The sequence below is a fragment of the Alloprevotella sp. oral taxon 473 str. F0040 genome, assembly GCF_000318095.2.
Taxonomy (GTDB): domain Bacteria; phylum Bacteroidota; class Bacteroidia; order Bacteroidales; family Bacteroidaceae; genus Alloprevotella.
The window spans coordinates 114,129-138,910 of sequence record NZ_KB290714.1 but is presented as its reverse complement, the minus strand read 5'-3'; the positions used below and the strand labels follow the sequence as shown (position 1 = coordinate 138,910).

The following is a 24,782-nucleotide window of genomic DNA, read 5'->3' as shown; positions in this document are numbered from 1 at the left end:
GAAGGTTGTGAAAGCAAAAAGTGCAGAATCCCTGTAGTGCGTGTACGCATGCGCTCGCTACGCGCTCACGCGAGAGATACATTCTGAAATCTCCCTTTCGTTTTGCGAATGTTTTCCTCATGGGCTTTGATTGAAATTTTCCGCCCTATTCTGTGTAGACGGTTATCTCAACCTAACCATCATCTTGATGTGACGATTCTATTAGACATCAAGGTCACCTTTTCATTGTCCGACACAGCTTTCGCAACTTTTATCTTAGATGTTTTCACTTCCATAATATCAGAAAACATCTTTTACAGCAAAACCCCTCCGTTTTTCACATCTATAAACCCATATATATACGAGGGTTGTTTCCCATCACTCCGAGTGATCAGCACCAACTTAGGGAAGAAAAAGCAACAATGTGACACGAAATGAGAAGAGAAACTCAGAGTTTCATCATTTCATAGGAAAAATACCTCTACATCTCGTTTTTTTCGAGTATTTTTGTCTTCTGAACTCATACGATTTTCTCAAATTGGGAACATACGTTCTCGACTGAAACATGAAAGATTTCTTCAAAATGATGGTGCATTACGTTGCACCTTATAAGTTTAACATCGGTCTCTCACTGATTTTCAATGTGCTGAGTGCGGTGCTTAATGTCTTTTCTTTTGCTTCGCTCATCCCAATGCTCAAACTCCTTTTCAACACTGAGCAAAAGGTCTATCATTTCATCGATTGGGGCAAAGAAGGGATGTCTTTTTCTGACATTGCGGTCAATAATGCCTACTACTACACTTCACAACTGGTGGTGCAGTATGGCGCAGGCACTGCGTTGCTCTTCATCGGGCTATTTCTCGTGCTTTCCACAGCGTTGAAAACGGCTTCTTATTTTGCTTCTGTGGCTTCGATGGTGCCAGTGCGCACGGGCATCGTGCGCGACATCCGTACCTCGATTTATAAGAAAATCACTCTCCTCCCACTCTCCTTCTTCAGCGATGAGCGCAAGGGCGACATCATCGCGCGCATGAGTGGCGATGTGGGCGAAATCGAAAATTCCATCATGGGTAGTTTGGAGATGCTGATGAAAAATCCGATTCTCCTTGTGGTCTATTTCGGTAGTCTTTTCTACATTTCCTGGGAACTCACGCTTTTCACTATCCTCGTGCTCCCCTTGATGGGCTGGGGCATGGGACGCATCGGCCGTAAACTCAAGCAGTCAAGCATGGATGCGCAAATCAAATGGAGCGAAACGATGTCGCAACTCGAAGAGACTTTGGGAGGTATGCGCATCATCAAAGCCTTTGGTGCAGAGCGCAAAATGCAAGAACGCTACGACACGACGGCCAATGATTTCCGCTCAATCGCCTCACGCGTGGCGATTCGCCAAGGTTCGGCACACCCTGTGAGTGAATTTTTGGGCACTTGCCTCATTGTCTTGGTGCTTTGGTATGGCGGTACGCTGATTTTTGCTGACCACAGCCCCATTGATGCACCTACCTTCATCTTCTACATGGTGATTCTCTACAGCGTGATTCAACCGCTGAAAGATTTGTCTCGTGCTGCTTACGCTATCCCTAAGGGTATGGCTTCGATGGAACGCGTGAACAAGATTCTCCTGGCTGAAAATCCAATCCGCGAACCAGAACACCCTGTGAAAATAGGTCATCTCACCGACTGCATTGCGTTCAAAAATGTGACCTTTGCTTATGGACAAGCAGGGGCTGATGCTCAAGTGCCTGACGAACAAATGGTGATTCGTGGGGTAGACTTCACCGTGAAACGCGGTCAAACCATTGCGCTCGTCGGACAGAGTGGCAGCGGTAAGAGTACATTAGTGGATTTGGTGCCTCGCTATCACGATGTGGTGGGAGGTTGCATCACCATTGATGGCACGGATGTGCGCCAGCTGCGAATTGCAGATTTGCGCGCGCTCATTGGCAACGTGAACCAAGAGGCGATTCTCTTCAACGATTCCTTCTTCAACAACATTGCCTTTGGAGTGGAAAATGCGACCCTCGAACAGGTGATCGAGGCTGCCAAAGTGGCGAACGCTCACGACTTTATCATGGCTACTCCCGAAGGCTACAACACCAACGTGGGTGACCGCGGTGGTAAACTCTCGGGCGGTCAGCGACAACGCATCTCCATAGCACGCGCCATCTTGAAGAATCCAGACATCTTGATTCTTGATGAAGCTACAAGTGCACTCGACACCGAAAGCGAACGTTTGGTGCAGGAGGCTCTCGAACGCTTGATGGCGACGCGCACCACGATTGCGATTGCGCACCGTCTCTCGACTATCCGTGGAGCAGATGAGATTTTAGTCTTACACGAAGGTCGCATCGTGGAACGTGGCACACACGATTCTCTCCTCGCTCTCGATGGATACTACAAACGTCTCAACGATATGCAGCAATTATAGAAATTAGACGTTAGAGATTAGATGTTAGACGTCTGACATTAGAGAGAGGGTCACTGACCCTTTTTGCTCACCATCGTAAGGTTGTATTTACGTATTAGACATTAGAAAGTAGCACCTTTTGAGGTTTGATGCTAGCAACGTCGATGTCTGACATCGGTAATATAGATATTGGATTTTAGCAGTTTAGGCTTACACTAAACATTTGACACCAGAGGTTTGCCGCTAGAGGATGACTACATCTTCTGACGCTTGAAACACACTTCAATGAAACAACTCTTTTTCCTCCTTCGTATCTTCTGCGCTTGGCTCATCCTTTTCTTTGTGGGCAAGTTGCTGTTTTTTAGCTATAATGGATTTCCTACCCTGAGCGATTTCTTACAAATCGTGTGGCACGGGCTTTCACTTGATCTTTCCGTAGCGGCGTATGCTACGGCTCCCATTTGGCTCGCTACTTGGGTGGGACATTTTTGGAACACTGCAACCAGTGCAAAAATAGGGCGCAAACTCTATCGCATCTACACCACGACAATACTCACCATCTTCTTGTTGATTATCATCATCGACATGATTATCTACAAGAGTTGGGGTTTTAAACTCGATGCTGTGGCACTTTCCTACTTGGATAATCCTTCGAGCATCCCCGAAAGTTTGGGTTGGGGCTTTGTCATCTTGGCGTTCGTGGGTTTTGTAGCCGTTGTGGCTGGTCTTTCTTGGATTTTCTGGCAACTGGCTCCTACACAAAAGCTATCTTCACGCGCTAGCCACACGGATTCTTGTGTACATTGCGCAGTTTCTCTCCGCAATGTGAGCCATTTTCTCTTGCAACGACTCCCCATCTCCCTCTTGTGGGCGATGATAGGTGGATTGCTCTTTCTGAGCATCCGCGGTGGTGTGGGACGTTCCACGGCTAACGTGGGAATGGTCTACTATTCCACGGTGCAATATCACAATCATGCTGCGGTAAACCCTGTGTTCTCCTTCTTCTATTCTTTGTTGAAAGAGCAGGATTATTCAAAGCAAGCACAGTATTTCAGCCCAGAAGAAGCCGATAATATCTACAACTCTCTGCAATTTAACACGAAGAGTGTGATTCTCCCCGAAGATTCTCTGCTCACTACGCAACGTCCTAACGTGTTGCTCATCCTTATGGAGAGCTGCGGCGGACGTGTGGTGGGCTGCACCGAAGGCAATCACCAAACCACTCCACATCTCGACAGTTTGGCTGCCAATGGGATCTTCTTCTCACAATGTTATGCCAACAGTTTCCGCACTGACCGCGGCACACTTTGCACCTTCTCGGGCTATCCTTCTTTCCCTGATGCGAGTGTGATGAAGATGCCTGCCAAATCGCGTGTACTACCTTCTATCGCTGGGGCATTGAAAGGCGTGGGCTACGACACGGAGTTTCTCTATGGGGGTGATAAGAACTTCACCAACATGAATTCTTACTTCCTCGCTACGGGATATAATCGTGTGCTAGGCGATGTGGATTTCCCTGCTGCGCTTCGCCACACTAGTCCTTGGGGAGTGTGCGACGGTGAGATGATGAAGATTCTCCGTCAAAACATTGATGCTTCGGAAAAGCAAGGCAAACCATGGTTCAAAACGCTCTTAACACTCTCGAGTCATGAGCCTTGGGAAGTACCTTATGACCGACTAGACGATAAGATGCTCAATGCTTTTGCTTATTTGGATCATTCTATTGGTGAATTTATCGCTGCTTTCCGACAAACTCCAGCGTGGAAGAACACGCTGATTGTGATTCTTCCAGACCACGGAGTGACATGGCCAGCTGACATCAACGAATACGATATCCGAAAATATCACATTCCCCTCATTTGGACAGGAGGTGCGGTGCGTGCTCCTCGTGTGGTGACGAAACTTTGTAACCAAACGGATGTGGCAGCAACGCTCTTAGGACAGATGGGAATTGACCATAGTCGATTCACATTCTCAAGAGATGTACTCTCTCAAACTTACACTTATCCGCTCGCTATCCACACTTGGCCCGAAGGATACACCTTTATCGACAGCACGGGAACCACAATTTTCGACCTCAACTCCAAGAGTGTGTCGAAGGTGACGCCCGATTCGAAGGGTGACCGCTTGCGCAAGGTGAAGGCTTTCATGCAAAAGGCTTATCAACACATGGATGCCCTGAAATAAACGATAGATAATAGAGGAAAGATGAAGCCTAGAGATTTCCAAATCGATTTACAAAAGAAGTTGTCTGATGTCTATGAGGTGCAGGAAGCTGGGGCTATCGCTGCTCGATACCTGACCGATTGTTTCGGACTCTCCACCACACAGCTGTTGCTCAATGAGGAATTGCCCCTTACTACCGAAGAGGAAGCCAAAATTGACAGTGATGTGAAGCAACTTTTAGCTCACGTGCCAGTGCAACAAGTGGTGGGATTTGAGTTGTTCTGTGGTCATCGTTTTAAGGTCACAGCAGATACCTTGATTCCTCGCCCAGAAACAGAAGATTTGGTGCGACTGGCGACCGAAAAATGCTGTGGCGCGTTGTCCAACATCTTAGATGTGGGCACAGGAAGTGGTTGCATCGCCATTAGTTTGGCTAAAGCTCTCCCACTGGCACACGTCACAGCTTGGGACATCTCGGAAGGGGCTTTGCAAGTGGCACAAGAAAATGCAGCTTCCCTTGGAGCGCGCGTAGATTTTCTGCTACGCGACTTACTCAAAGAAGCCGAAACTCCCACACTTGCTCCACAATCTTTGGATGCCATTGTGAGTAATCCTCCTTACATTCCCGAGGAGGAAGCGCAAACGATGGAAGCGCAAGTGGTGAACTACGAACCACACTCGGCTCTATTCGTTCCCAATGACAATCCGCTCCTCTTTTATCACGCGTTGGCGCGATTGGGCTGGCACGCGCTCCGACCTTCGGGCAGTCTTCTCGTAGAGACTCACACGGACTTTACCGCGGCTGTTGCCACTCTCTTTGAGAGCATGGGTTATACCTCCGTCCGCGTCATCAACGATTGCTTCGATCTCCCCCGTTTTGTCGAAGCAGTATGGGAATAGAGGGCTATATTACCCTAAAATTCTCCTTAATTTCTTACCACTTATCATTTATAAGATATGAAAACTCTCTTGCTTTACACAGCTATTGCGGTGGGGATGCTATCTCTCGTCGCCTGCAAACAAAAAACAACGGCAGAAACCACTGTATCCTCTGACTCGGTGGCAACAGTTGCCGATAGTCAGCGAGTAGAAATGTCTAGTGCTGAAGATTTATCGCTGAAGGAGTTTTCAAAAAAAATGAAGACCGCGCACTATTCTTATGGAGCATCCATTGTTCTTGCGCAGAGCAAAGAGCATCCTCACCTAGCTACTGCCATCAACGAATGGGTGAACGAACGGCTCGGAGGAAAGTATGAAGGCGATATCAACGATGGACAAGCAATGCTCAACTATTATCAGAAGCATTGGGTGGCTGAAGAAGAAAATGATATCACCAATGGTGAGCATAATATCAGCATCACCAAGGTGTATGAGACTGACAAGTACATCACCTTCGAAGCCAGCACTTACTGGTATAGTGGAGGAGCACATGGTGGTAGCAGTTTGTCGGGTGCCACCTTCCGCAAGAGTGACGGTCGCAAGTTTGATAAATCAATGATTAGTGATGAGAATGCACTTCATCCACTCCTTGTCAAAGGATTGATCAAAGCTTTTGATGCAAGAAATAAAGAAGAATTGGGAGAACTTCTCATGATTTCTGGTGCATACGACTCTGACAATGCTGAAATGAAACTGATCAATCTTCCCCTTCCCGAAACCGAACCTTGGCTCACCAAAGAGGGATTGCAACTGGTGTCTCACAATATGAAATCGGCCCTTACGCTGTGGGGATGCCGACAGTGCAAATACCTTTTGCAAAGCTCAAACCTTTGCTCAATGCTTCGGGAAAAACCTATTTGAAGTAAGCACGAAGACTTTATCATACAGGCACTAGTACTTTATAAAACAAGCCGTAGTAGAAATCATTTCTACTACGGCTTTTTTTTTTTTGATTCTATTTTGCTGTACTGCTGCGAAACACTTGTCCCTAACCTCTCATAAAATGAAGGTAGAAATGCTAGTCTTCCAGCGCAGCTCAACGCATTTTAGACATCCGTGCGAGAAGCACGCTTGCGTGCATTGTGATCGAGGATAATCTTGCGCATACGCATTGATTTAGGCGTCACTTCCACATACTCATCTTCGCGGATGTATTCGAGTGCTTCTTCGAGAGAGAAGATGGTGGGAGGAATGATGCGCGCCTTGTCGTCAGCACCCGAAGCACGCATGTTGGTGAGTTGCTTCGCCTTCGTCACGTTGATAACGAGGTCATTCTCGTGAATATGTTCACCCACAATCTGACCCGCATAAACATCATCTTGAGGAGAAACGAAGAACTTACCGCGGTCTTGGAGCTTATCAATGGCATAAGCAAAGGCAGTACCGCCTTCGAGTGCAATCATCGAACCATTGCTGCGGCGGTCGATTTCGCCTTTGAAAGGTTGATATTCCTTGAAACGGTGTGCCATGATGGCTTCACCTTGCGAAGCAGTGAGGACGTTGGTACGCAAACCAATGATGCCACGTGAAGGAATCATGAATTCGATGTCTACACGCTCACCGAGATTGTGCATAGCCACCATCTCACCCTTGCGACGTGTCACCATGTCGATCATCTTAGAAGCAAACTCTTCGGGCACATTGATCATAAGTTCCTCGATAGGTTCGTGACGAACGCCATCAATCTCATGATAAATCACCTGAGGTTGTCCCACTTGCAGTTCGTAACCTTCGCGGCGCATCGTCTCCACAAGCACAGAAAGGTGGAGCACACCACGACCTGAAACGATCCATCGGTCAGTGTCAGCACCTTGTTCCACACGGAGTGCCAAGTCTTTTTGGAGTTCTTTCTCCAAACGCTCATTGATGTGACGAGAAGTGCAGAACTTACCTTCCTTACCAAAGAAAGGAGAGTCGTTGATGGCAAAGAGCATAGACATCGTAGGTTCGTCAATCGCGATCGTAGGCAGTGGTTCGGGGTTTTCAAAGTCCGTGATGGTGTCGCCAATCTCAAACTTTTCAAGACCAATCACCGCACAAATGTCACCACTCGACACAGCAGTAGCCTTTTGGCGTCCCATACCCTCAAAGGTTTGGAGTTCCTTGATTTTGGTCTTCTCCATCGTTCCATCACGGTGAGCAATGGTGATGTTCATTCCCTCGGTGATGGTACCACGATGCACACGACCGATAGCGATACGACCAGTGTAGTTAGAGTAGTCGAGCGAAGTGATGAGCAACTGAGGAGTGCCTTCTAAGCGTTCAGGAGCAGGGATATATTCGAGAATCGTGTCGAGGAGATAGTCGATGTTTTCAGTGGGTTTCTGCCAATCTTCCCCCATCCAGTTGTTCTTTGCCGAACCATACACCACGGGGAAGTTGAGCTGTTCTTCCGTACCTCCGAGTTCAAACATCAAATCAAACACCATCTCATGCACCTCTTCAGGGCGGCAGTTAGGTTTGTCCACCTTGTTCACCACCACAATAGGCTTAAGCCCGATTTGCAATGCTTTTTGGAGCACAAAACGTGTCTGAGGCATCGGACCTTCAAAGGCATCTACGAGGAGGATACAACCATCGGCCATGTTGAGCACACGCTCTACTTCACCCCCGAAGTCGGAGTGACCTGGAGTGTCGATGATATTGATTTTCGTATCCTTGTAGTTAATCGAAACGTTCTTAGAAAGAATGGTAATACCACGTTCACGTTCGAGGTCGTTATTATCTAGCATAAGTTCGCCCGTCTGCTGGTTGGCGCGGAAAAGGTTACCGGCCATGAGCATTTTGTCCACGAGCGTCGTCTTACCATGGTCTACGTGGGCAATGATGGCGATGTTGCGAATGTCTTGCATGAGAATTTTTAATTGATATATTCAGCGACTTTTACACTTCTACCGCGAAACAGTAGTAGGAAAAGGCTCACAAAATTACGAAATTCGCCTCCTTTGCGCAAATAATATGTGGTGTTTTAGACATAACTCAAAAGTTCAGTCGTAAAACACCACATAGACAAAACAAAACAGGGAGATTAGAGGGAAATCTCTTCTTTTTCGCTGAATTGCACTTCGCCAATAAGTTTTGTATCTCCGAAGGCTACGCACTATAAAGTTCATAACTCAGCACCCTAATCCTTCTTTCTGAATGCTAATCAAGGCTTAAAGTGCAAGAATATTGCGTTGTAAATCCTGCTCCGTACCATAGTTCTCCACAGTCTTGCGATATTGCTGCAAAGCCTCTGAAGAAAGAGGCATCTCCACCTCATTACCTTGTTGGTTCAACCGCTTGACCACTTCTTCTGCTGTGAGTTGATGCACATCGACATTGACCTTAAACACCGCAGTCGAAGGCAGCGGAGCCAACGTCACCTCACTGACTTCTACCACTCGGAAGATTAAACCCACTTCTGCCAAACGCTGCAACTCCATACCTGCAAATTCAGTAGAAATAGCCAGTTTTTCGGCCCATTCTTTCACCATGAGGGGAGGCTTATTGTCCACAAATCTGCGCGCCATCAAAGCCATAATCCGCAGCGCAACTAAGTCATGCGAACGATGATTATAGGTCTTCTGATCAAACAAATCCTCATTGTTCTCCGTAGCCTGTAAAGAGCGACATAACAATACACCGACGAGAACAATCGTCCATGTAGCATATACCCACGCCATCAAGAGGGGGAGCACAGCAAACGAACCATACACGGCATTATAACTGCTCAGAAACATCTGTCCTTCGATGTAGAACTGTTGCACCAAGCTAAACAAAGTGCCAGTGATGAGAGCTGGCCACAAGATATGGCGCACTTCCACCTTGACCAATGGAATGAATCGAAACATCGCTCCCAACACCGCGCTGAACACCAACGATTTAAGCAAAAACACCAACAATGGCATCGTGGTATCTACCAGCACATGATGGGGCAAATAGTTGAGTATTTGGAGAATAAACACCCACACACCACTCAAAAAGAATATCGAAAAGGCTAGAAAGACAATGAGTCCCAAATAAGAGAGAGAGAAGCCAAACAGACTGCGCGAAGTGTTCACACCCCACATCGCATTGAAACGCCGCTCTATGTTATTGACCAGCGAAACGATGGTAAATGCCAGCACCAAACCACTGACTCCCAGCACCACATCATCGTGTGTGCGCGCTATGTAGGAGTTAGCAAAATTCATCAGTTGCCCAATCACATCATCAGAAGTGTTGAGATTTTGTCGCAACTGCACCTCTATATAATCCTGCATTCCAAATCCGCGGCCAAGTGCCAACACCAGTGCCAAGAGGGGCACCACAGACAGCACCGTGCTATAGGTGAGCGCAGCCACATGCGTGAAAATATCCTGTGTATCAGCCGAACGAGCAGTATGAAATATCACCCTCGTCCAGCGCATGCTGCGCCATTTGCACCAACGCTGTCGAATTGTATTACCATTGATTTTCATATATTTATCTTCTTTCTACATTGAAATCTTGTGATTATGTGCCCCAAGTGGAGCGATCCAAATTGCGATAGCTCACTGCCTCTGCGATGTGCTGCCGCTGCACCTTGTTGCTGCCGTCCAGATCGGCAATGGTGCGCGCCACTTTCAGCACACGTTCGTAGGCGCGAGCCGAGAGTCCCAGTCTGTCCAGTGCCATTGACAGCGCATCTTGTGCCGCTTCATCAAGCTGCACGAGTTCTTGCAGTTGTCGTGCACTCATTTGCGCATTGCAGTGCACCCCAGGACAATTAGCAAATCGTTCGCGCTGTCGTTCGCGCGCAGCCACCACTCTTGCACGAATGTCGGCAGAAGGTTCCCCTTCGGGTGCATTGGTCAGCTCTTTCACAGGCACTGGCACCACCTCCACTTGCAAATCTATGCGATCCAACAGCGGACCGCTGATACGACTCAGATAGCGTTGCACCTGCGCTGGTGTGCAAGTGCACTCGTGCGAAGGGTCGTTATAGTAGCCACAAGGGCAAGGATTCATCGCTGCCACGAGCATGAAGGAGCAAGGCAAAGTGACGTTGTAGCGCGCTCTCGATATGGTGATGATGCGGTCTTCCAGCGGTTGTCGCATCGTCTCGAGCGAATTCTTGGTGTAGTGGGGAAATTCGTCTAAAAACAAGATACCATTGTGCGCCAAACTGATTTCTCCAGGCTGCATACTGGCTCCTCCACCGATCAGTGCCACATCCGAAATGGTGTGGTGTGGCGAGCGAAACGGCCGTGTGGAGATGAGCGTAGCCCCTCTCTCGAGTTTCCCAGCGATAGAGTGTATTTGCGTGGTTTCCAAACTCTCTGCCAGTGTGAGAGGAGGGAGAATCGAAGGCAACCGCTTCGCCATCATGCTCTTGCCACAGCCCGGACTTCCCACAAGCAATAGGTTATGTCCGCCTGCCGCTGCCACTTCAAAAGCGCGCTTCACGGCAGGTTGTCCTTTCACCTCACTGAAATCATAGGGGAAATCCGTTTGCGAGGCATAAAACTCAGCCCTTGTGTCCACCTCTGTTGGCTCCAACGACTGCGTGCCTTCGAGATGTTGCATCACATCGCGGAGCTTACTGGCACCATACACCTTCAGTTGGTTCACCACCGCAGCTTCGCGTGCATTCTCTTCTGGCACTATCAAGGCTTCATAGCCCAATTGGCGCGCCAAGATGGCCGCTGGCAACACGCCACGCACAGGGCGCAAATCGCCATCAAGTCCTAGTTCTCCGAGAAACATGTAGCGACTGAGCACTTCGGGTGCCACCTTGGTTTGCCCGAAAGCATGAATCAATCCCACTGCCAATGGAAGATCATAGCCACTACCTTCCTTTTTCACATCGGCAGGCGCAAAATTCACCGCCACATCCGCTGCTCCTCGCGCATTATATCCACTATTTTCCATGGCAGAGCGCACACGGGTCTTGCTCTCTTTCACAGCACTATCGGGCAGCCCCACCATCACATAGAGCGCATCGCGCGGTTGACTAAAAGGGGTCACATTGATTTCGATGAGCACACGGCTAGCATCGAGTCCATTGATGGCTATGGTGTGAATGGTGGAGAGCATAGTTTGGATTTAAGCAAGGGAAAAATACAAGGGAAGGTAGGGAGATTAAGGGAGGAAAACACAGAAGCTGCCACTATGTGGGCAACTGTGTTGCAAGGGCTAAGGGAGCGCAGAGGCTCAATGTCCGAGTGCGCGCCATTGGCGCACAAACTCCCATATCACCACTCCGGCAGCCACACTCACATTCATAGAGTGTTTGGTGCCCATTTGAGGAATTTCGATGACGAGATCAGAAGCATCTACCACTTCTTGCGCCACTCCGTGCACTTCATGCCCCATCACAAGCGCGTAACGCTGTGTGTCATCAAGTTGAAAATCGGTGAGTAGGGTAGAACGGTGGCATTGTTCCACAGAGGCCACGACATATCCCTCCTTTTTGAGCGTGGCGATGGCTTCATCGGTGGTGGCAAAATAACGCCAATCCACCGATTCTTCTGCTCCAAGAGCCGTCTTGTGGATTTCTACCGAAGGCGGAGTAGCGGTGATGCCACAAAGCCACACCCCAGCCAGTCGAAAAGCATCGGCCGTGCGGAAGATGCTCCCCACATTGTGCAGGCTTCGCACATTGTCAAGCACCACGATGAGAGGTAATTTCTCAGCTGCTTTGAAAGCCGCCACGTCTAGGCGATTCATCTCTTCGATTTGTAGTTTTTGAGGCATATTGTAGGGGTGAAATATCTAGGTGAAAGGGGGAGTTTTGACAAGTTGTGGTGAGTCAAACACGTCAAAGCAAAGTTACGGAATGCGCCACAACTGACCAAGTTTGCCTCGCGATAAATCCACAAAAAACGGGCAAAACCTCTTTTCTATTCCTCCACCGCCTTTGTTCCTATCTTACTCCCTCTATATAGATATGGGTTGATATGGGGGCAAAGAGTGAAAAATCAGCGAAAAAGTGGAGTTTTTTCTTGAACATACCTTTATTTTGCTATCTCAATATAACAGAAATAAGATAACACACTGTTTTTTGAATGACAACTATGACACACTTTACGAGCAACGCCTATCCTCACTCTCCGCCTTCTGAAATCTTGACTGCACCCTCACGCTCAAAGGGAGCAGCAACTTTCAGACATCCCTCACGCGTGGGCGCGTCGCGCAATCGCACGCGTGCGCGCATATCTGGGATTTTGCACTTTTTGCTTTCACAACCTTCACAGACTGCCCTTTTCTTTTCTCTCTTTTCTTATTAAAATCAAGGAGTTATTCCCTAAAAAAGTCGGAGATTTCATGTGAAATCTCCGACATCTTTTGAATTATCTCCTAGAGTTTTTCAAAACTCTCCCAGCATTTTTCTATATTTTTCTCGCTTTCTTGTCCTTTTTCCTCGCCTCTAGACTTGAAAATCTAAATGTATGTTATAAAATAGAGATAACTCATTTACTACAAGCTATTTACTCGAGATTCTGTGAAGGTTGTGAAAGCAAAAAAGTGCAAATTGCAGGGTGCGCGCGCCCACGCACGCGCGAGAGCCTACAATTATAGACTTATTAACACTGGATTTTATGTCGTATTTTAATCTTCAGAAAAACTCTTCTTATTCACCCTAATGTTGTATCTTTGTAATACTAATCTTACACCTAATTATGGCCAATAGAAACCTTAAAGAAGCCAAAGCCGCAAAGAATGATGAGTTTTATACTCAATACCACGACATAGAAGCAGAAATCAACGCTTATCTAGAATACAACCCTAATGTATTTCGAGGTAAGACGGTATTGTTGCCATGTGACGACCCAGAGTGGAGCAATTTCACTCGCTATTTTGTGGCGAAGTTTGAAGAACTCGGACTCAAAAAGCTCATTAGTACTAGTTTTGCTCAAGAAAGCAAGAACTATAAAAGCGATTGGCAACCCACACTTTTTGAGAGCGAAGACCCTCGTTTCAGTGCCGAAAAGACGGCAATCTGTGGCAAGATATTCACACTCACTGGAGATACTAATCAAAATGGTCGCATCGATATAGACGACCTTGAATGGGACTATCTCGAAGGTACTGGCGATTTTCGTAGCCCCGAGGTGACTACCTTGCGCGATGAAGCAGACATCATCATCACCAATCCCCCTTTTTCTCTTTTCCGCGAATTCCTTGCATGGATAGTGCAAGGCAACAAACAATTTGCCATTATTGGGAATATGAATGCTATCACCTACAAAGAGGTATTTCCGCTTATCAAAGAGAATAAAATGTGGCTGGGGGCGACAATACACAGCGGAGATCGTGAGTTCAAAATTCCACCGGAATATCCTATAACAGCGGCAGGATGGCGTATTGATGAATTTGGTAACAAGTATATAAGAGTTAAAGGTGTTCGATGGTTTACAAACTTAGAACACGGTCGTCGTCACCAGCCATTGGCTTTAATGACCATGGAAGACAACTTGCGCTACAACAAAAAGATGAAGGACAAGGAGGCATACGACCACTATGACAACTATGATGCCATAGAAGTGTCTTACACCGATGCTATCCCCTCCGACTACGAAGGAGTTATGGGAGTACCTATCTCTTTTTTAGATAAGTATTGTCCGGAGCAATTTGAAATCTTAGGCCGAGCAGATGCTAATATAGGAAACGAAAGCAACATCTATCATTTTTTAGGATTCAAAGACAAAGGAGGAGCTCCGTTGATAAAAGGTCACTTTATCTATAAACGTATTCTTATTCGTCATTTGAAATCTTAAGGTTCAGAAAAGGTAATGACGAAAAGGATTTATGTATTAAAGGTGCTTGTCCTTACTTTCGCATTCTTATTCGTCATTTGAAATCTTAGGGATTACAAAAACTTGGTTTGGTAGTGCTTCTAAAATATATCCCGAGCAAGTCCAAATTGATAAAAAAGGGAAAGAATCGAAAGTCACAAAACTTAATGATGGCGCAGTTTTACTTCATGCAGAACCTCCTCTTGATACTACCTACTATATTGTAGATGGGAGATATTATACTCAAGTTTATGCACGGATACTTATCAAGTGGATTTAATCAATATACGTTGGTAAACTTTCTCTTGAATCCCTCCCCTTATAACAACCCCACTTGCATTGAGGTCATAGGTTCCAACTTTACCAAATTTGTTTAGATAGGCTTGTTTACATTCTTGAGTTGTATAAACTCTTGTCTTTAATTGGTATAAGTCTTCATTCTCACACATCCCTAAGATTTCAACCAACTAACAAACAACACACTCAATGATAACAGAATTACATATCGAATGGACAGTTGCAGACATCTGCAAAGGATTTGTATATAATGAACTAGAAGGGAAGGGACTCTTTGGACTGGACGGCAAACTAACCATTCAACCAGAATATCAAAGACACTATATCTACAATGACGGCAAAAAAGATGTGGCTGTCATTGAGTCTATTCTCAATAGATATCCATTAGGATTGATTTATTTCAACCTTACTGCCAATGGACAATATGAGGTGCTGGACGGACAACAACGCATCACCTCTATTGGAAGATTTGTCACTGGAAAATTTTCTATTGAAGACGAAAACGGAAATATTCAATACTTCTCTGGACTTCCCGAAGAACAACAAAAACTTATATTGGGGTCTAAACTCTTGGTCTATGTGTGCCAAGGAGAAGAAAAAGAAGTTAAGGAATGGTTTAAGACCATCAACATTGTAGGTGTACCTCTCAACGAACAAGAACTCCGCAATGCCATCTATTCGGGCACTTTTGTGAATGCTGCCAAAAGAGTGTTTAGCAATTCACAAAATGCTGAAATACATAAGTGGGGACACTATGTAAAAGGCGACGTGAAGCGACAAGAAGTGCTGAGAGTGGCACTGGAATGGGTATGCGCTAGTCGGGGAATGACGGTGGATGCTTATATGAGTATGCACAGACACGACACTCAAATTACCGAACTTGAAAATTACTTTCGTTCGGTCATCGATTGGGTATCTACCACTTTTACTATGGTTGAAAACAATATGTGCGGCATTGAATGGGGCAGACTCTATGAAACTTATCACACCACACCCTACAGCATTGAGCACATCACCGAACGAGTAAATACTCTGCTTGAGGATGATGCTGTGCGATGCTCACGCAACATCTATGAGTATGTGCTGGGAGGTGAACAACAACACGCTTTGCTCGATGTACGCTTCTTTGACGATAAAGACAAAAAAGCGGCCTTCAAACGACAAACTGAGAAAGCGCAAATAGAAGGTGTGTCTAATTGCCCTCTATGTGCCATTGGCGATAACAACAACCGCACTCGCATCTACAAAATCAATGAAATGGATGCTGATCATGTGACAGCATGGAGCAAAGGAGGAGCAACGACACTAGACAATTGTGAGATGCTCTGCAAATCGCACAACCGCGCAAAAGGCAATAAATAGACTGCACTATTCATCTCGGTACATATTGTGTAGATTAACTCTAATCTGTAACATCTAAATATGTACAAGATGCAGAAAACGTTTCAAGAAATTGCTCAATTATGGAGTGAAAGCAAGCAAGCTATTGTAAAGTATTCAACGCTATGCGCTTATCGGCTCACTCTTCGCACACATCTGACTCCTCGCTTTGGACAAATGACACGAATTGAGGAGTCTGATGTACAGTGTTTTATCATTGATAAAATCAAGGCTGGATTGGCCAAAAAGACAGTTCGAGACATCATAGCTGTGTTGCGCGCTGTTGTAAAATATGGTGCACGCTTGCATCTATGTGAACGAGAGGACTGGCAACTAGACTATCCCACTACGGAGAATGGTCATAAGTTGCCTGTCCTCTCGCTTCATCATCAGCGCAAACTGATGATACACATTGCAAATCATCCCACTGTTAGAAACATAGGGGTTTATCTTGCACTCTGCACAGGCATGAGAATAGGTGAGGTCTGTGCCTTGGAATGGGCTGATGTGGACTTAACTCACAGAATTATCCGAGTGTGCCATACTGTGGGACGAATCTACAATAGTGATATAGGTGCTACTGAACGTGTGTTTTCTACTCCCAAAACTAAAAACTCATTTCGAGAGATTCCCATATCTAAATCTCTTTTTGAGGTGCTTAGTATCGTGAAAAAACAATCTACTACACCGTATGTGGTGGGAACATCAGTTTACGCCACTGACCCGCGCAGTTATCGTGACTATTTCAGCAGACTATTGAAAAGACTTAAAATAGATTCTATCGTGTTTCATGGGCTTCGACACACTTTTGCTACACGATGCATCGAGAGCCAATGCGACTATAAGACGGTGAGTAGCATTTTGGGACATTCCAATGTTTCAACAACGCTCAACTTGTATGTACATCCCAATATGCAGCAAAAGAAGCGGTGCATTGATAAGATGAGCAAATTTATAGAAGGGTTTATGTAATTAAGATGAAACAATAACTCACCATAATTACTAACTTCTATTTAGTGCAGCTCAGCCTTGGGTGTTTCCAACAAGGGGAGATAGGCACCATAACCTTGTTTTTCCATCTCAGCTTGAGGGATGAAGCGGAGAGAAGCACTGTTGATGCAATAGCGCAAACCACCCTTTTCCTTGGGGCCATCGTTGAAGACATGACCGAGGTGAGCATTGCCCTTGTTGCTACGCACCTCGATGCGCTGCATGCCGTGGGAGGTGTCTTTGATGTTCTTCAATAGGTGTGCATCAATGGGTTTGGAAAAAGCTGGCCATCCACAACCTGAATCGAACTTGTCGGTAGAGAGGAAGAGGGGTTCGCCCGTGGTGATGTCTACATAGATGCCAGGACGAAACTCGTGATCATACTCATTGGTGAAGGGACGTTCGGTAGCAGCGTTTTGCGTGACTTGATATTGGATTTCGGTGAGCTTAGATTTGAGCGTATCTGTGGAGGGACGTTCATACTTGCGCTGCGTGGTGTCGGCATTGGCTTTGCGTGCTTCGGCAAAGAGTGCAGGAGACACGTGGCAATAACCACCAGGATTCTTGTCCAAATAGTCTTGGTGGTAGTCCTCAGCTGCATAGAAATTGCGCAAAGGTTCGATTTCTACTGCCACATTTTTACCGATAGCTTGTGCCAACTTGGTACGTTCGGCAATGAGGAAGGGGCGCACGTCTGCATCCTTGTAGTAGATGCCGGTGCGATATTGCGTGCCGATGTCACCTCCTTGGCGATTGACACTTGTGGGATCGATGCTACGGAAATAGAGTTGCACGAGGAGTGTGAGTGGAAGTATCTCAGGATTGTAAGTCACTTCCACAGCTTCGGCAAAGCCTGTGGTTTTGGAGCATACTTGTTCGTAGGTGGGATGCTCAATGTTGCCATTGGCATAGCCCACTTTGGTGGAGAGAACGCCACGGATTTGCTTGAAATAGTGCTCGGTGCCCCAAAAACAGCCACCAGCGAAATAGAGAGTTGCAGTCTTGTTCATAGTTTGAGAAGAATTTGTGTCAGAAGTGGCGGAAGTGTTGCTGCGACAAGCGATGCAACAAACTGCTACCAACAGAAGGAGCAGTCCGCGAAGAGGATTTTTCATAAGTCAGTTAGTGTTATATTGTGTGATTAAAGTTACAATCGTCTACACGACGGATGTTTTATAAAAACAGCTCTCTGATGAGTGCGTGGGACTCACCAGAGAGCTGATCGCATAGAAGGAATAAACCCGAGATAAATCGCTTATGCCTGATGGCTTTCTACCCACTTACGGGCATTGACGAAGGCTTCGAGCCATGGGGTGCAGTCTTCGCCGCGACGTTCAGCAGGATAGTAAGGATTTTGCCAAGGGAGGAAAGCACGCTCCAAGTGGGGCATCATCGCCACGTGGCGACCATCTGCGCTGGCAATACCGGCTACGTTGTAGTCCGAACCATTGGGATTGGCAGGATAGCCCTCGTAGGAGTATTTGAGCACCACATTGTAGTCGCTTTCGGGTTGGGGAAGTTGGAACTTGCCTTCTCCGTGCGCAATCCAGATGCCCAGACGATCGCCAGAGAGACTCTCGAAGAGTACGCTGCGATTGGTTTGAACGGTGACACCTACGAAGCCGCTTTCAAACTTGTGGCTGTCGTTGTGGAGCATGTGCGCACGCTCTTTGTGTTCGGGATTGACGAGGTTGAGTTCCACCATGAGCTGACAACCGTTGCAGACACCGAGAGAGAGGGTGTCGGGACGTGCGTAGAAGCGGTCGAGTGCTTCCTTAGCCTTAGGATTGAAGAGGAAGGCTCCAGCCCATCCCTTGGCACTGCCAAGCACGTCACTGTTGGAGAAACCACCACAGAAGACGATGAAGTTGATGTCGTCGAGGGTTTCGCGACCAGTGACGAGGTCGGTCATGGTCACGTCTTTCACATCGAAGCCGGCAAGGTAGAGCATATACGCCATTTCGCGCTCACCATTCGTTCCTTTCTCACGGATGATGGCGGCACGTACTCCAGAGGGTGTGCGACGATCGGGAGATACTCCGAGGCTTTCAAACGTGCCTTGGAAGGAGGGATGGAAGTTGAGTTCGATGGGTTGCTCCTTGTAGTTGCGGAAACGCTCAGCTGCTTTGCCGTGGAAACTTTGATGCTCATCGAGGAGGAAGGAAGTGGAGTACCACACATCGCGGAGATGATCAATAAAGAATTGATATTCTGCACCATCTTTTTCGACAAGGAGGTGACGCTCTTCGGTGGGCACAGCGAGGGCAGTGGCTTTCACGCCATGTTCTGCCAAGATAGCGTTGAAGCGTGCTTCATCTTTATCTGCTACTTGCACCAAGACTGCGGGATTTTCGGCAAAGAGTTGTTGCACGAGATCGGCAGCACCGAGGTTGTCGAGTTGGACACTCAGACCGCCTTCTGTGTTGGCGAAACACATTTCCAACAAAGCGGTAATGAGACCACCAGCACTGATGTCGTGACCAGCGAGGAGGAGGCCTTCTTGCACCATGGCTTGCACAGCGGCAAAGGCAGAACGGAAGTAAGCGGCATCGGCCACTGTGGGCACGTCGCTACCTACATATCCGAGGGTTTGTGCGAAGGCAGAACCACCGAGTTGTGGAGCGAGTGAAGAGAAGTCGAGGTGATAAATCTTGCTGTTGGGTTCATTCACTACGACAGGGCGCACGACTTTGCGCACATCATTGACTTCACCACCTGCACTCACAATGACTGTGCCTGGAGAGATGACCTTCTCTCCATCAGGATATTGCTGAGTCATGGAGAGAGAGTCCTTACCAGTGGGAACATTGATGTGGAGATCGCAGCAGAAATCGCTGAGGGCTTTGACACCTTCATAGAGACGTGCATCTTCACCTTCCTGTGAGCGGCAGGGCCACATCCAGTTGGCTGAAAGACTCACGCTGTCGAGTCCTTGTGCGAGGGGAGCCCACACAATGTTGGTGAGGGATTCGGCAACGGCCATCACCGAACCTGCGGCAGCATTTGCCAAACCCACTTGAGGAGCGTGACCAATAGCTGTGGCGATACCCGCCTTTCCGCGATAGTCCAAAGCCACTACACCGCAGTCGGCGAGGGGGAGTTGGAGTTCGCCTTGGCATTGTTGTTGTGCCACCTTACCGGTTACGGAGCGGTCGACCTTGTTGGTAAGCCAGTCTTTACAAGCCACAGCTTCGAGTTGCAGCACGTTCTCGAGATATTCATCCAAGAGAGCTGCATCGTATTGCGCAGTGTTGTAGTCGCGCTTCACGGTGTTGTCAGTCATCACCGTCTTAGGAGAGTGACCAAACATTTGTGCTACGTCGAGATCGAAGGGACGAACGCCGTCTTTTTGCTCAAAAGCGAAGTGGGCATCGCCAGTGGTTTCACCGACCACATAGAGAGGTGCGCGCTCACGTTCGGCAATTTTGCGCACTTGGTCGATATATTCTTCTTCGATGAGGAAGCCCATGCGCTCCTGACTCTCATTGGCTATGATTTCTTTGGCAGAGAGGGTGGAATCTCCGATGGGGAGTGCGCTCATGTCGATGGTTCCTCCGCATTCTTCTACGAGTTCGGAAAGACAGTTGACGTGTCCTGCAGAACCGTGGTCGTGGATAGACACTACGGGGTTGTGTTCTTCTTCGCAAAGCGCACGCACGAGGTTGGCTGCACGCTTCTGCATCTCGGGATTCGCACGCTGCACAGCGTTGAGTTCGATGCCGGAGTGATAACGTCCGGTGTCTACAGAAGAAACAGAACCACCACCCAAACCAATGCGGTAGTTGTCACCACCGACGACTACGACTTTGTTGCCTTTCTCGGGAGTACCTTTGAGGCAGTCGCGCTTTGTGCCATAACCCACGCCACCAGCGAGCATGATCACCTTGTCGAAGGCATAGTTTACGCCGTGTTCTGCGTGCTCGAAGGTGAGCACAGAACCTGCGATGAGGGGTTGTCCGAATTTATTACCGAAGTCGGAAGCACCGTTGGAGGCTTTGGTGAGGATTTGCTGAGGGGTTTGGTAGAGCCAGGGACGTTCTGCCATGTTGCTCTCCCAAGGACGGCCACCATCTAGACGAGGATAGGCGGTCATGTAGACAGCTGTACCTGCGATGGGGAGCGAACCTACGCCACCTCCCATGCGGTCGCGGATTTCACCACCCGTACCCGTAGAAGCTCCGTTGAAAGGCTCCACAGTGGTGGGGAAGTTATGGGTTTCGGCCTTGATGGAGATGACACTCTCGATGTCACGAATGACGAAATAGTCGGAGGTGTCGTGACGAGCGGGAGCGAATTGTTCCACCACTGGGCCTTCTGCGAAAGCGACATTGTCTTTGTAAGCAGAAAGGATGCGATGGGGATTCTCCTTCGTAGTACGTTTTATCATGGCGAAGAGAGCAGAAGGCTGTTCCTTGCCGTCGATGATGAATGTACCACCGAAGATTTTGTGACGACAGTGTTCGGAATTGAGCTGTGCAAAACCGAAAACTTCACTGTCTGTGAGTTTTCTGTTGAGTTGTTGCTCTACGCCATGGAGATATTCGACTTCGGCGGGAGAAAGTGCCAAACCTTCCTGTTCGTTGTAGGACTCTAAATCATCTACTGTGCGGATGGGGTCGGGAGTGTGACTAATGGTGAAGATATCTTGATGAAGACCTTCGTAAAGTCGTTGAAGCATAGGGTCATGATCAGCCGAAGCATCCCCTACGGGGAAGAATTCTTCAATGCGCAAAATGCCGCTGAGATTCATGTTCTGTGTGATCTCAACGGCATTTGTGCTCCAAGGCGTAATCATTTCTCGGCGGGGCCCTACATAGTAGCCCTCAAGTGCAGGGGCAGCATCAAGGGTGGCTTCGCCAAAAAGCCAGCAAAGTTTTTTCACTTCATCATCGGAGAGCAGGTGATCCACTTGTGTGGCAATGATGCTCTGCGCAGGTGTGCGGAAAAAAGAAATCATGTGAGCAGAAATGTTTGGGTGATATATGCGTTTGCGAAGCAAAGTTACATATTTTTGCGCGGTTAGCCAACTATCTTTTGGACTATTTCAGCGAAAGAGAAAAGAGATCACTCCCACCGCTCAGAGAAAGCAGTGGGAGTGATTGAAAAGCAGTTGCGCTGGCTAGCACAATCGTAAGAATAAAAGGGAAAATGCTAGGAAATGCAAAGATGCTAGAGCTTGCTTTTTGTTTTGTTTATCCCTTTGAGACTAGGCTAGGAATAGCTTAGAATTCTTGACCGAGAACAAAGTGGAACTGGCTGCCACCAATCTTCTGTCCGTATTCTGTGGTCTTGAAACCATAAGCCCAGTCGATACCCATAAGACCGACCATCGGCAAGAGGATACGCACACCTACACCGGCAGAGGTTTTGAGCTTGAAGGGGTTCATCTTGTTGATGTCTGTCCAAGCATTACCAGCTTCGGCAAAAGCAAGGGCATAAATTGAAGTGGTTTCGAGCATCAACGGATAGCGAAGTTCGAGAGTCAAACGAGTGTAAGCATAAGCATTTTGCTGACCGCGACCATTATTACCCGCGATAGATCCGTTTTCATAACCACGAAGGGCTATCACATCGGAAGCATATCCATAGCTACCGCCGCTCATACCGTCACCACCCATGTAGTAAGTTTCAAAAGGTGACTTACGATAACGATTGTAAGCTCCGAGAATACCGAAGTCAGTGCGAGTCATGATGACGGGCACATGGCGCAAACTAGAGTTGAGAGCCGTGTAAGTGCGGAATTTCAAGCTCCACTTGTGGTATTCTATCCAACGATACTTCTCTTGTGCTTCGCGATCATAGGAAGAACTTTGGGGATTGGTGGCCAATCCTTTGTAATTTTTACCATCAATCAACGAATAGGGAGGAGTGAGTGACACAGAGAATGAGAAGTCTGAACCACCACGTGGGAAGATAGGATCGGTGATGCTGGAGCGGGCCAAGGTGAGGGCAAGATTGATATTATTACTCACACCATTGGTGATAAGGAAGTAACGCCAGTTTTTCAGACTATAGCGCGTGTAGTTGAGCGATGCACTGAAGGAGAAGTAGTCATCTGGCCAACGCAAACGCTTACCAAACCCAATGCTAGCTCCGAACATTTGCATGTACTTGTCGGGATCGTAGTAGTTAGCATAGTTGTAAGCACTAGAGTTAGTGCCATAACCATAGAGTCTATTATAATAGTTGGCACTATTATAATAGCTGGAATTCACGTCAGTATAGCGTGAATAGAAAGCCGACACGGAGAGTTGGTTAGGACGCTTTCCGCCAAACCAGGGGTCAATGAAGGATAGAGAATAGCTCTGATAATACTTTGCATTACTCTGCACCGACACTTGCAAGGTCTGTCCGTCGCCTTGAGGAATGAATCCTGCACGCTTGTAGCCATTTTGCCCAAAAAGGTTCTGCATGGAGAAGTTGGTAAACTTCAAGCTAGCACGGCCAATTACCCCCGTGGGTCCCCAACCAGCAGACACTTCAATTTGGTCACTTCCTTTCGTCACAAGAGGATAAGTGATGTCTACGGTGCCAGTATTGTCATCAGGACGTATATTTTTGAAAATCTCACTCTGAAGCACTTCATTATCGAACTGCTTCGTGGCGGCCAATTCGCGAACGGAGCGTTGTAAGGCTTCGATGGAGAAGAGATCACCTGGTTTCGTACGGATTTCACGACGAATCACGTGGTCATAAACACGGTCATTACCTGAGATGCGAACACGGTTGAAGGTGGCTTGTTTACCTTCGCTGATACGCATTTCAAGGTCGATGCTATCTCCTTCCACCTTCGTTTCCACAGGATCTAGGCGATAGAACACATAACCATTGTTGTAGTATTGCTTACCAATCGCATCTTCGTCTTCGCTGAGTCGCTTGTTGAGCAACGTCTGATTGTAGAGGTCGCCCTTGTTCATGCGCAATTGGTTCATCAAAGCATCAGAAGGATAGACAGTATTACCCACCCACGAGATATTACGGATGTAGTATTTCTTGCCTTGATTGAGATTCAAGTAGACATCCACGTGTTTGGGATCCACCGTCACCACAGAATCACTCACCACCAACGCATCACGATATCCCCAACTGTTCATTTTGTCGATGAGGAAACCCTTATCTTCTTGATACTGTTCGGGACGGAATTTACGAGAAGCGAAAGTAATCCACTTTTTGAAAGTAGAGCGGTCGCTCGTCTTCTTCATCGCATTCTTCAAAGGATTCACCAAATTAGGATCTACTCCCGTGATATGAATCTTACGAATCAGAATTTTATCATTCTTATTGACATTGATGTCCACAATCATGTGGTTGTCGGCTGTCACATCTTCATGTTGCACCACATCCACTTCGACATTCTTGTAGCCCTTCTCTTCAAAATACTTTTGAATGCGGAGCTTTGTGCGATCCACTAGGTTAGGGGTCACCTGATTGCCCACACGCAGAGGCACACGTTGCTCCAATTCTTCACGCTGTGACTTTTTGAGTCCGTTCCATCGCAAGACAGAGATGCGAGGTTGCGCGGTCAGTTTGAAATGCAAGTAGATTTTATCACCTACGATGCTATCGGCCTCTACCTTCACGTTGAAAAAGAGCCCCTGTTTCCAATAGTTCTGCACAGCACGCGAAATATCATCGCCAGGCACGGCATAAGTGCGACCCACTTCTAGGTCAGCGATGTTCACCAATAGGTCATTGTCGTAGCCTTTGATGCCATCTACCACAAGTCCTCCCAAGACATATTGTCGCGGTTGGAGAGAATAGATGATTTCGGGCTTGGTCTGCGTGCTTTGTGCCGCGGCAGCCAGAGGTGCCAGCGACAAGAGCAGACTAAAAAGGGAAGGGTGCAGATATTTCATAAACGGGATACGTTCGGAAGATGGTCT

Annotated in this window: 14 protein-coding genes; 7 read left to right on the top strand and 7 right to left on the bottom strand. The window is 47.4% G+C overall.

The window, feature by feature from the left end; all coding sequences use genetic code 11:
• The first annotated feature begins 544 nt into the window (after positions 1-544).
• The 4 genes from HMPREF9999_RS03190 (at position 545) to HMPREF9999_RS03175 (ending at position 6,352) form a co-directional block, all read left to right on the top strand.
• Positions 545-2,407 (top strand): ABC transporter ATP-binding protein, encoded by a 1,863-nt coding sequence (locus HMPREF9999_RS03190; protein WP_009436898.1) that lies wholly within the window; start codon positions 545-547, stop codon positions 2,405-2,407.
• A gap of 264 nt (positions 2,408-2,671) precedes the next feature.
• Positions 2,672-4,573: an LTA synthase family protein gene (locus HMPREF9999_RS03185; RefSeq protein WP_009436897.1), complete on the top strand. Its 1,902-nt coding sequence runs from the start codon at positions 2,672-2,674 to the stop codon at positions 4,571-4,573.
• A gap of 21 nt (positions 4,574-4,594) precedes the next feature.
• Complete coding sequence (gene prmC / locus HMPREF9999_RS03180) at positions 4,595-5,452, top strand: peptide chain release factor N(5)-glutamine methyltransferase (protein WP_009436896.1); 858 nt, start codon at positions 4,595-4,597, stop codon at positions 5,450-5,452.
• Positions 5,453-5,509: 57 nt separating this feature from the next.
• A complete protein-coding gene (locus tag HMPREF9999_RS03175) occupies positions 5,510-6,352 on the top strand; it encodes a PdaC/SigV domain-containing protein (protein ID WP_009436895.1) in 843 nt (280 codons plus the stop codon).
• Positions 6,353-6,537: 185 nt separating this feature from the next.
• On the opposite strand, the gene typA is transcribed toward HMPREF9999_RS03175, so the two are convergent.
• The 4 genes from typA to HMPREF9999_RS03155 all read right to left on the bottom strand — a co-directional run bounded on the left by typA (position 6,538) and on the right by HMPREF9999_RS03155 (position 12,190).
• Positions 6,538-8,343, bottom strand: coding sequence for a translational GTPase TypA (gene typA / locus HMPREF9999_RS03170; protein WP_009436894.1), 1,806 nt, complete (start codon positions 8,341-8,343; stop codon positions 6,538-6,540).
• Positions 8,344-8,646: 303 nt separating this feature from the next.
• Positions 8,647-9,933 (bottom strand): YihY/virulence factor BrkB family protein, encoded by a 1,287-nt coding sequence (locus HMPREF9999_RS03165; RefSeq protein ID WP_009436892.1) that lies wholly within the window; start codon positions 9,931-9,933, stop codon positions 8,647-8,649.
• Positions 9,934-9,967: 34 nt separating this feature from the next.
• Positions 9,968-11,530, bottom strand: coding sequence for a YifB family Mg chelatase-like AAA ATPase (locus HMPREF9999_RS03160; RefSeq protein WP_009436891.1), 1,563 nt, complete (start codon positions 11,528-11,530; stop codon positions 9,968-9,970).
• Between the two features lie 117 nt (positions 11,531-11,647).
• Entirely contained in the window at positions 11,648-12,190 is a 543-nt protein-coding gene (locus HMPREF9999_RS03155) for an RNA methyltransferase (RefSeq protein WP_009436890.1), read from the bottom strand.
• A 926-nt stretch (positions 12,191-13,116) separates the two neighbouring features.
• Between HMPREF9999_RS03155 and HMPREF9999_RS03150 the strand changes: the two genes are divergently transcribed.
• The 3 genes from HMPREF9999_RS03150 (at position 13,117) to HMPREF9999_RS03135 (ending at position 16,881) form a co-directional block, all read left to right on the top strand.
• A complete protein-coding gene (locus HMPREF9999_RS03150) occupies positions 13,117-14,214 on the top strand; it encodes an adenine-specific methyltransferase EcoRI family protein (RefSeq protein WP_009436887.1) in 1,098 nt (365 codons plus the stop codon).
• Between the two features lie 504 nt (positions 14,215-14,718).
• Positions 14,719-15,891 (top strand): HNH endonuclease family protein, encoded by a 1,173-nt coding sequence (locus tag HMPREF9999_RS03140; protein WP_009436885.1) that lies wholly within the window; start codon positions 14,719-14,721, stop codon positions 15,889-15,891.
• Positions 15,892-15,960: 69 nt separating this feature from the next.
• Complete coding sequence (locus tag HMPREF9999_RS03135; protein WP_044063076.1) at positions 15,961-16,881, top strand: tyrosine-type recombinase/integrase; 921 nt, start codon at positions 15,961-15,963, stop codon at positions 16,879-16,881.
• 41 nt (positions 16,882-16,922) lie between these two features.
• Here the strand turns inward: HMPREF9999_RS03135 and msrB are convergent, their stop codons facing one another.
• From msrB to HMPREF9999_RS03120, 3 genes are all read right to left on the bottom strand, one after another.
• Positions 16,923-18,014, bottom strand: a complete 1,092-nt coding sequence (msrB, locus tag HMPREF9999_RS03130) for a peptide-methionine (R)-S-oxide reductase MsrB (protein ID WP_044063018.1) — start codon at positions 18,012-18,014, stop codon at positions 16,923-16,925.
• A gap of 140 nt (positions 18,015-18,154) precedes the next feature.
• Positions 18,155-21,856: a phosphoribosylformylglycinamidine synthase gene (gene purL, locus HMPREF9999_RS03125; protein WP_009436882.1), complete on the bottom strand. Its 3,702-nt coding sequence runs from the start codon at positions 21,854-21,856 to the stop codon at positions 18,155-18,157.
• Between the two features lie 265 nt (positions 21,857-22,121).
• Positions 22,122-24,755: an outer membrane protein assembly factor gene (locus HMPREF9999_RS03120; protein WP_009436880.1), complete on the bottom strand. Its 2,634-nt coding sequence runs from the start codon at positions 24,753-24,755 to the stop codon at positions 22,122-22,124.
• Positions 24,756-24,782: the final 27 nt, after the last annotated feature.

Excerpts from the sequence above, each read along its gene's own strand:
- HMPREF9999_RS03190 (WP_009436898.1), top strand. The coding sequence starts at position 545 with ATGAAAGATTTCTTCAAAATGATGGTGCATTACGTTGCACCTTATAAG.
- HMPREF9999_RS03185 (WP_009436897.1), top strand. The coding sequence starts at position 2,672 with ATGAAACAACTCTTTTTCCTCCTTCGTATCTTCTGCGCTTGGCTCATC.
- prmC (WP_009436896.1), top strand. The coding sequence starts at position 4,595 with ATGAAGCCTAGAGATTTCCAAATCGATTTACAAAAGAAGTTGTCTGAT.
- HMPREF9999_RS03175 (WP_009436895.1), top strand. The coding sequence starts at position 5,510 with ATGAAAACTCTCTTGCTTTACACAGCTATTGCGGTGGGGATGCTATCT.
- typA (WP_009436894.1), bottom strand. The coding sequence starts at position 8,343 with ATGCAAGACATTCGCAACATCGCCATCATTGCCCACGTAGACCATGGT.
- HMPREF9999_RS03165 (WP_009436892.1), bottom strand. The coding sequence starts at position 9,933 with ATGAAAATCAATGGTAATACAATTCGACAGCGTTGGTGCAAATGGCGC.
- HMPREF9999_RS03160 (WP_009436891.1), bottom strand. The coding sequence starts at position 11,530 with ATGCTCTCCACCATTCACACCATAGCCATCAATGGACTCGATGCTAGC.
- HMPREF9999_RS03155 (WP_009436890.1), bottom strand. The coding sequence starts at position 12,190 with ATGCCTCAAAAACTACAAATCGAAGAGATGAATCGCCTAGACGTGGCG.
- HMPREF9999_RS03150 (WP_009436887.1), top strand. The coding sequence starts at position 13,117 with ATGGCCAATAGAAACCTTAAAGAAGCCAAAGCCGCAAAGAATGATGAG.
- HMPREF9999_RS03140 (WP_009436885.1), top strand. The coding sequence starts at position 14,719 with ATGATAACAGAATTACATATCGAATGGACAGTTGCAGACATCTGCAAA.
- HMPREF9999_RS03135 (WP_044063076.1), top strand. The coding sequence starts at position 15,961 with ATGCAGAAAACGTTTCAAGAAATTGCTCAATTATGGAGTGAAAGCAAG.
- msrB (WP_044063018.1), bottom strand. The coding sequence starts at position 18,014 with ATGAAAAATCCTCTTCGCGGACTGCTCCTTCTGTTGGTAGCAGTTTGT.
- purL (WP_009436882.1), bottom strand. The coding sequence starts at position 21,856 with ATGATTTCTTTTTTCCGCACACCTGCGCAGAGCATCATTGCCACACAA.
- HMPREF9999_RS03120 (WP_009436880.1), bottom strand. The coding sequence starts at position 24,755 with ATGAAATATCTGCACCCTTCCCTTTTTAGTCTGCTCTTGTCGCTGGCA.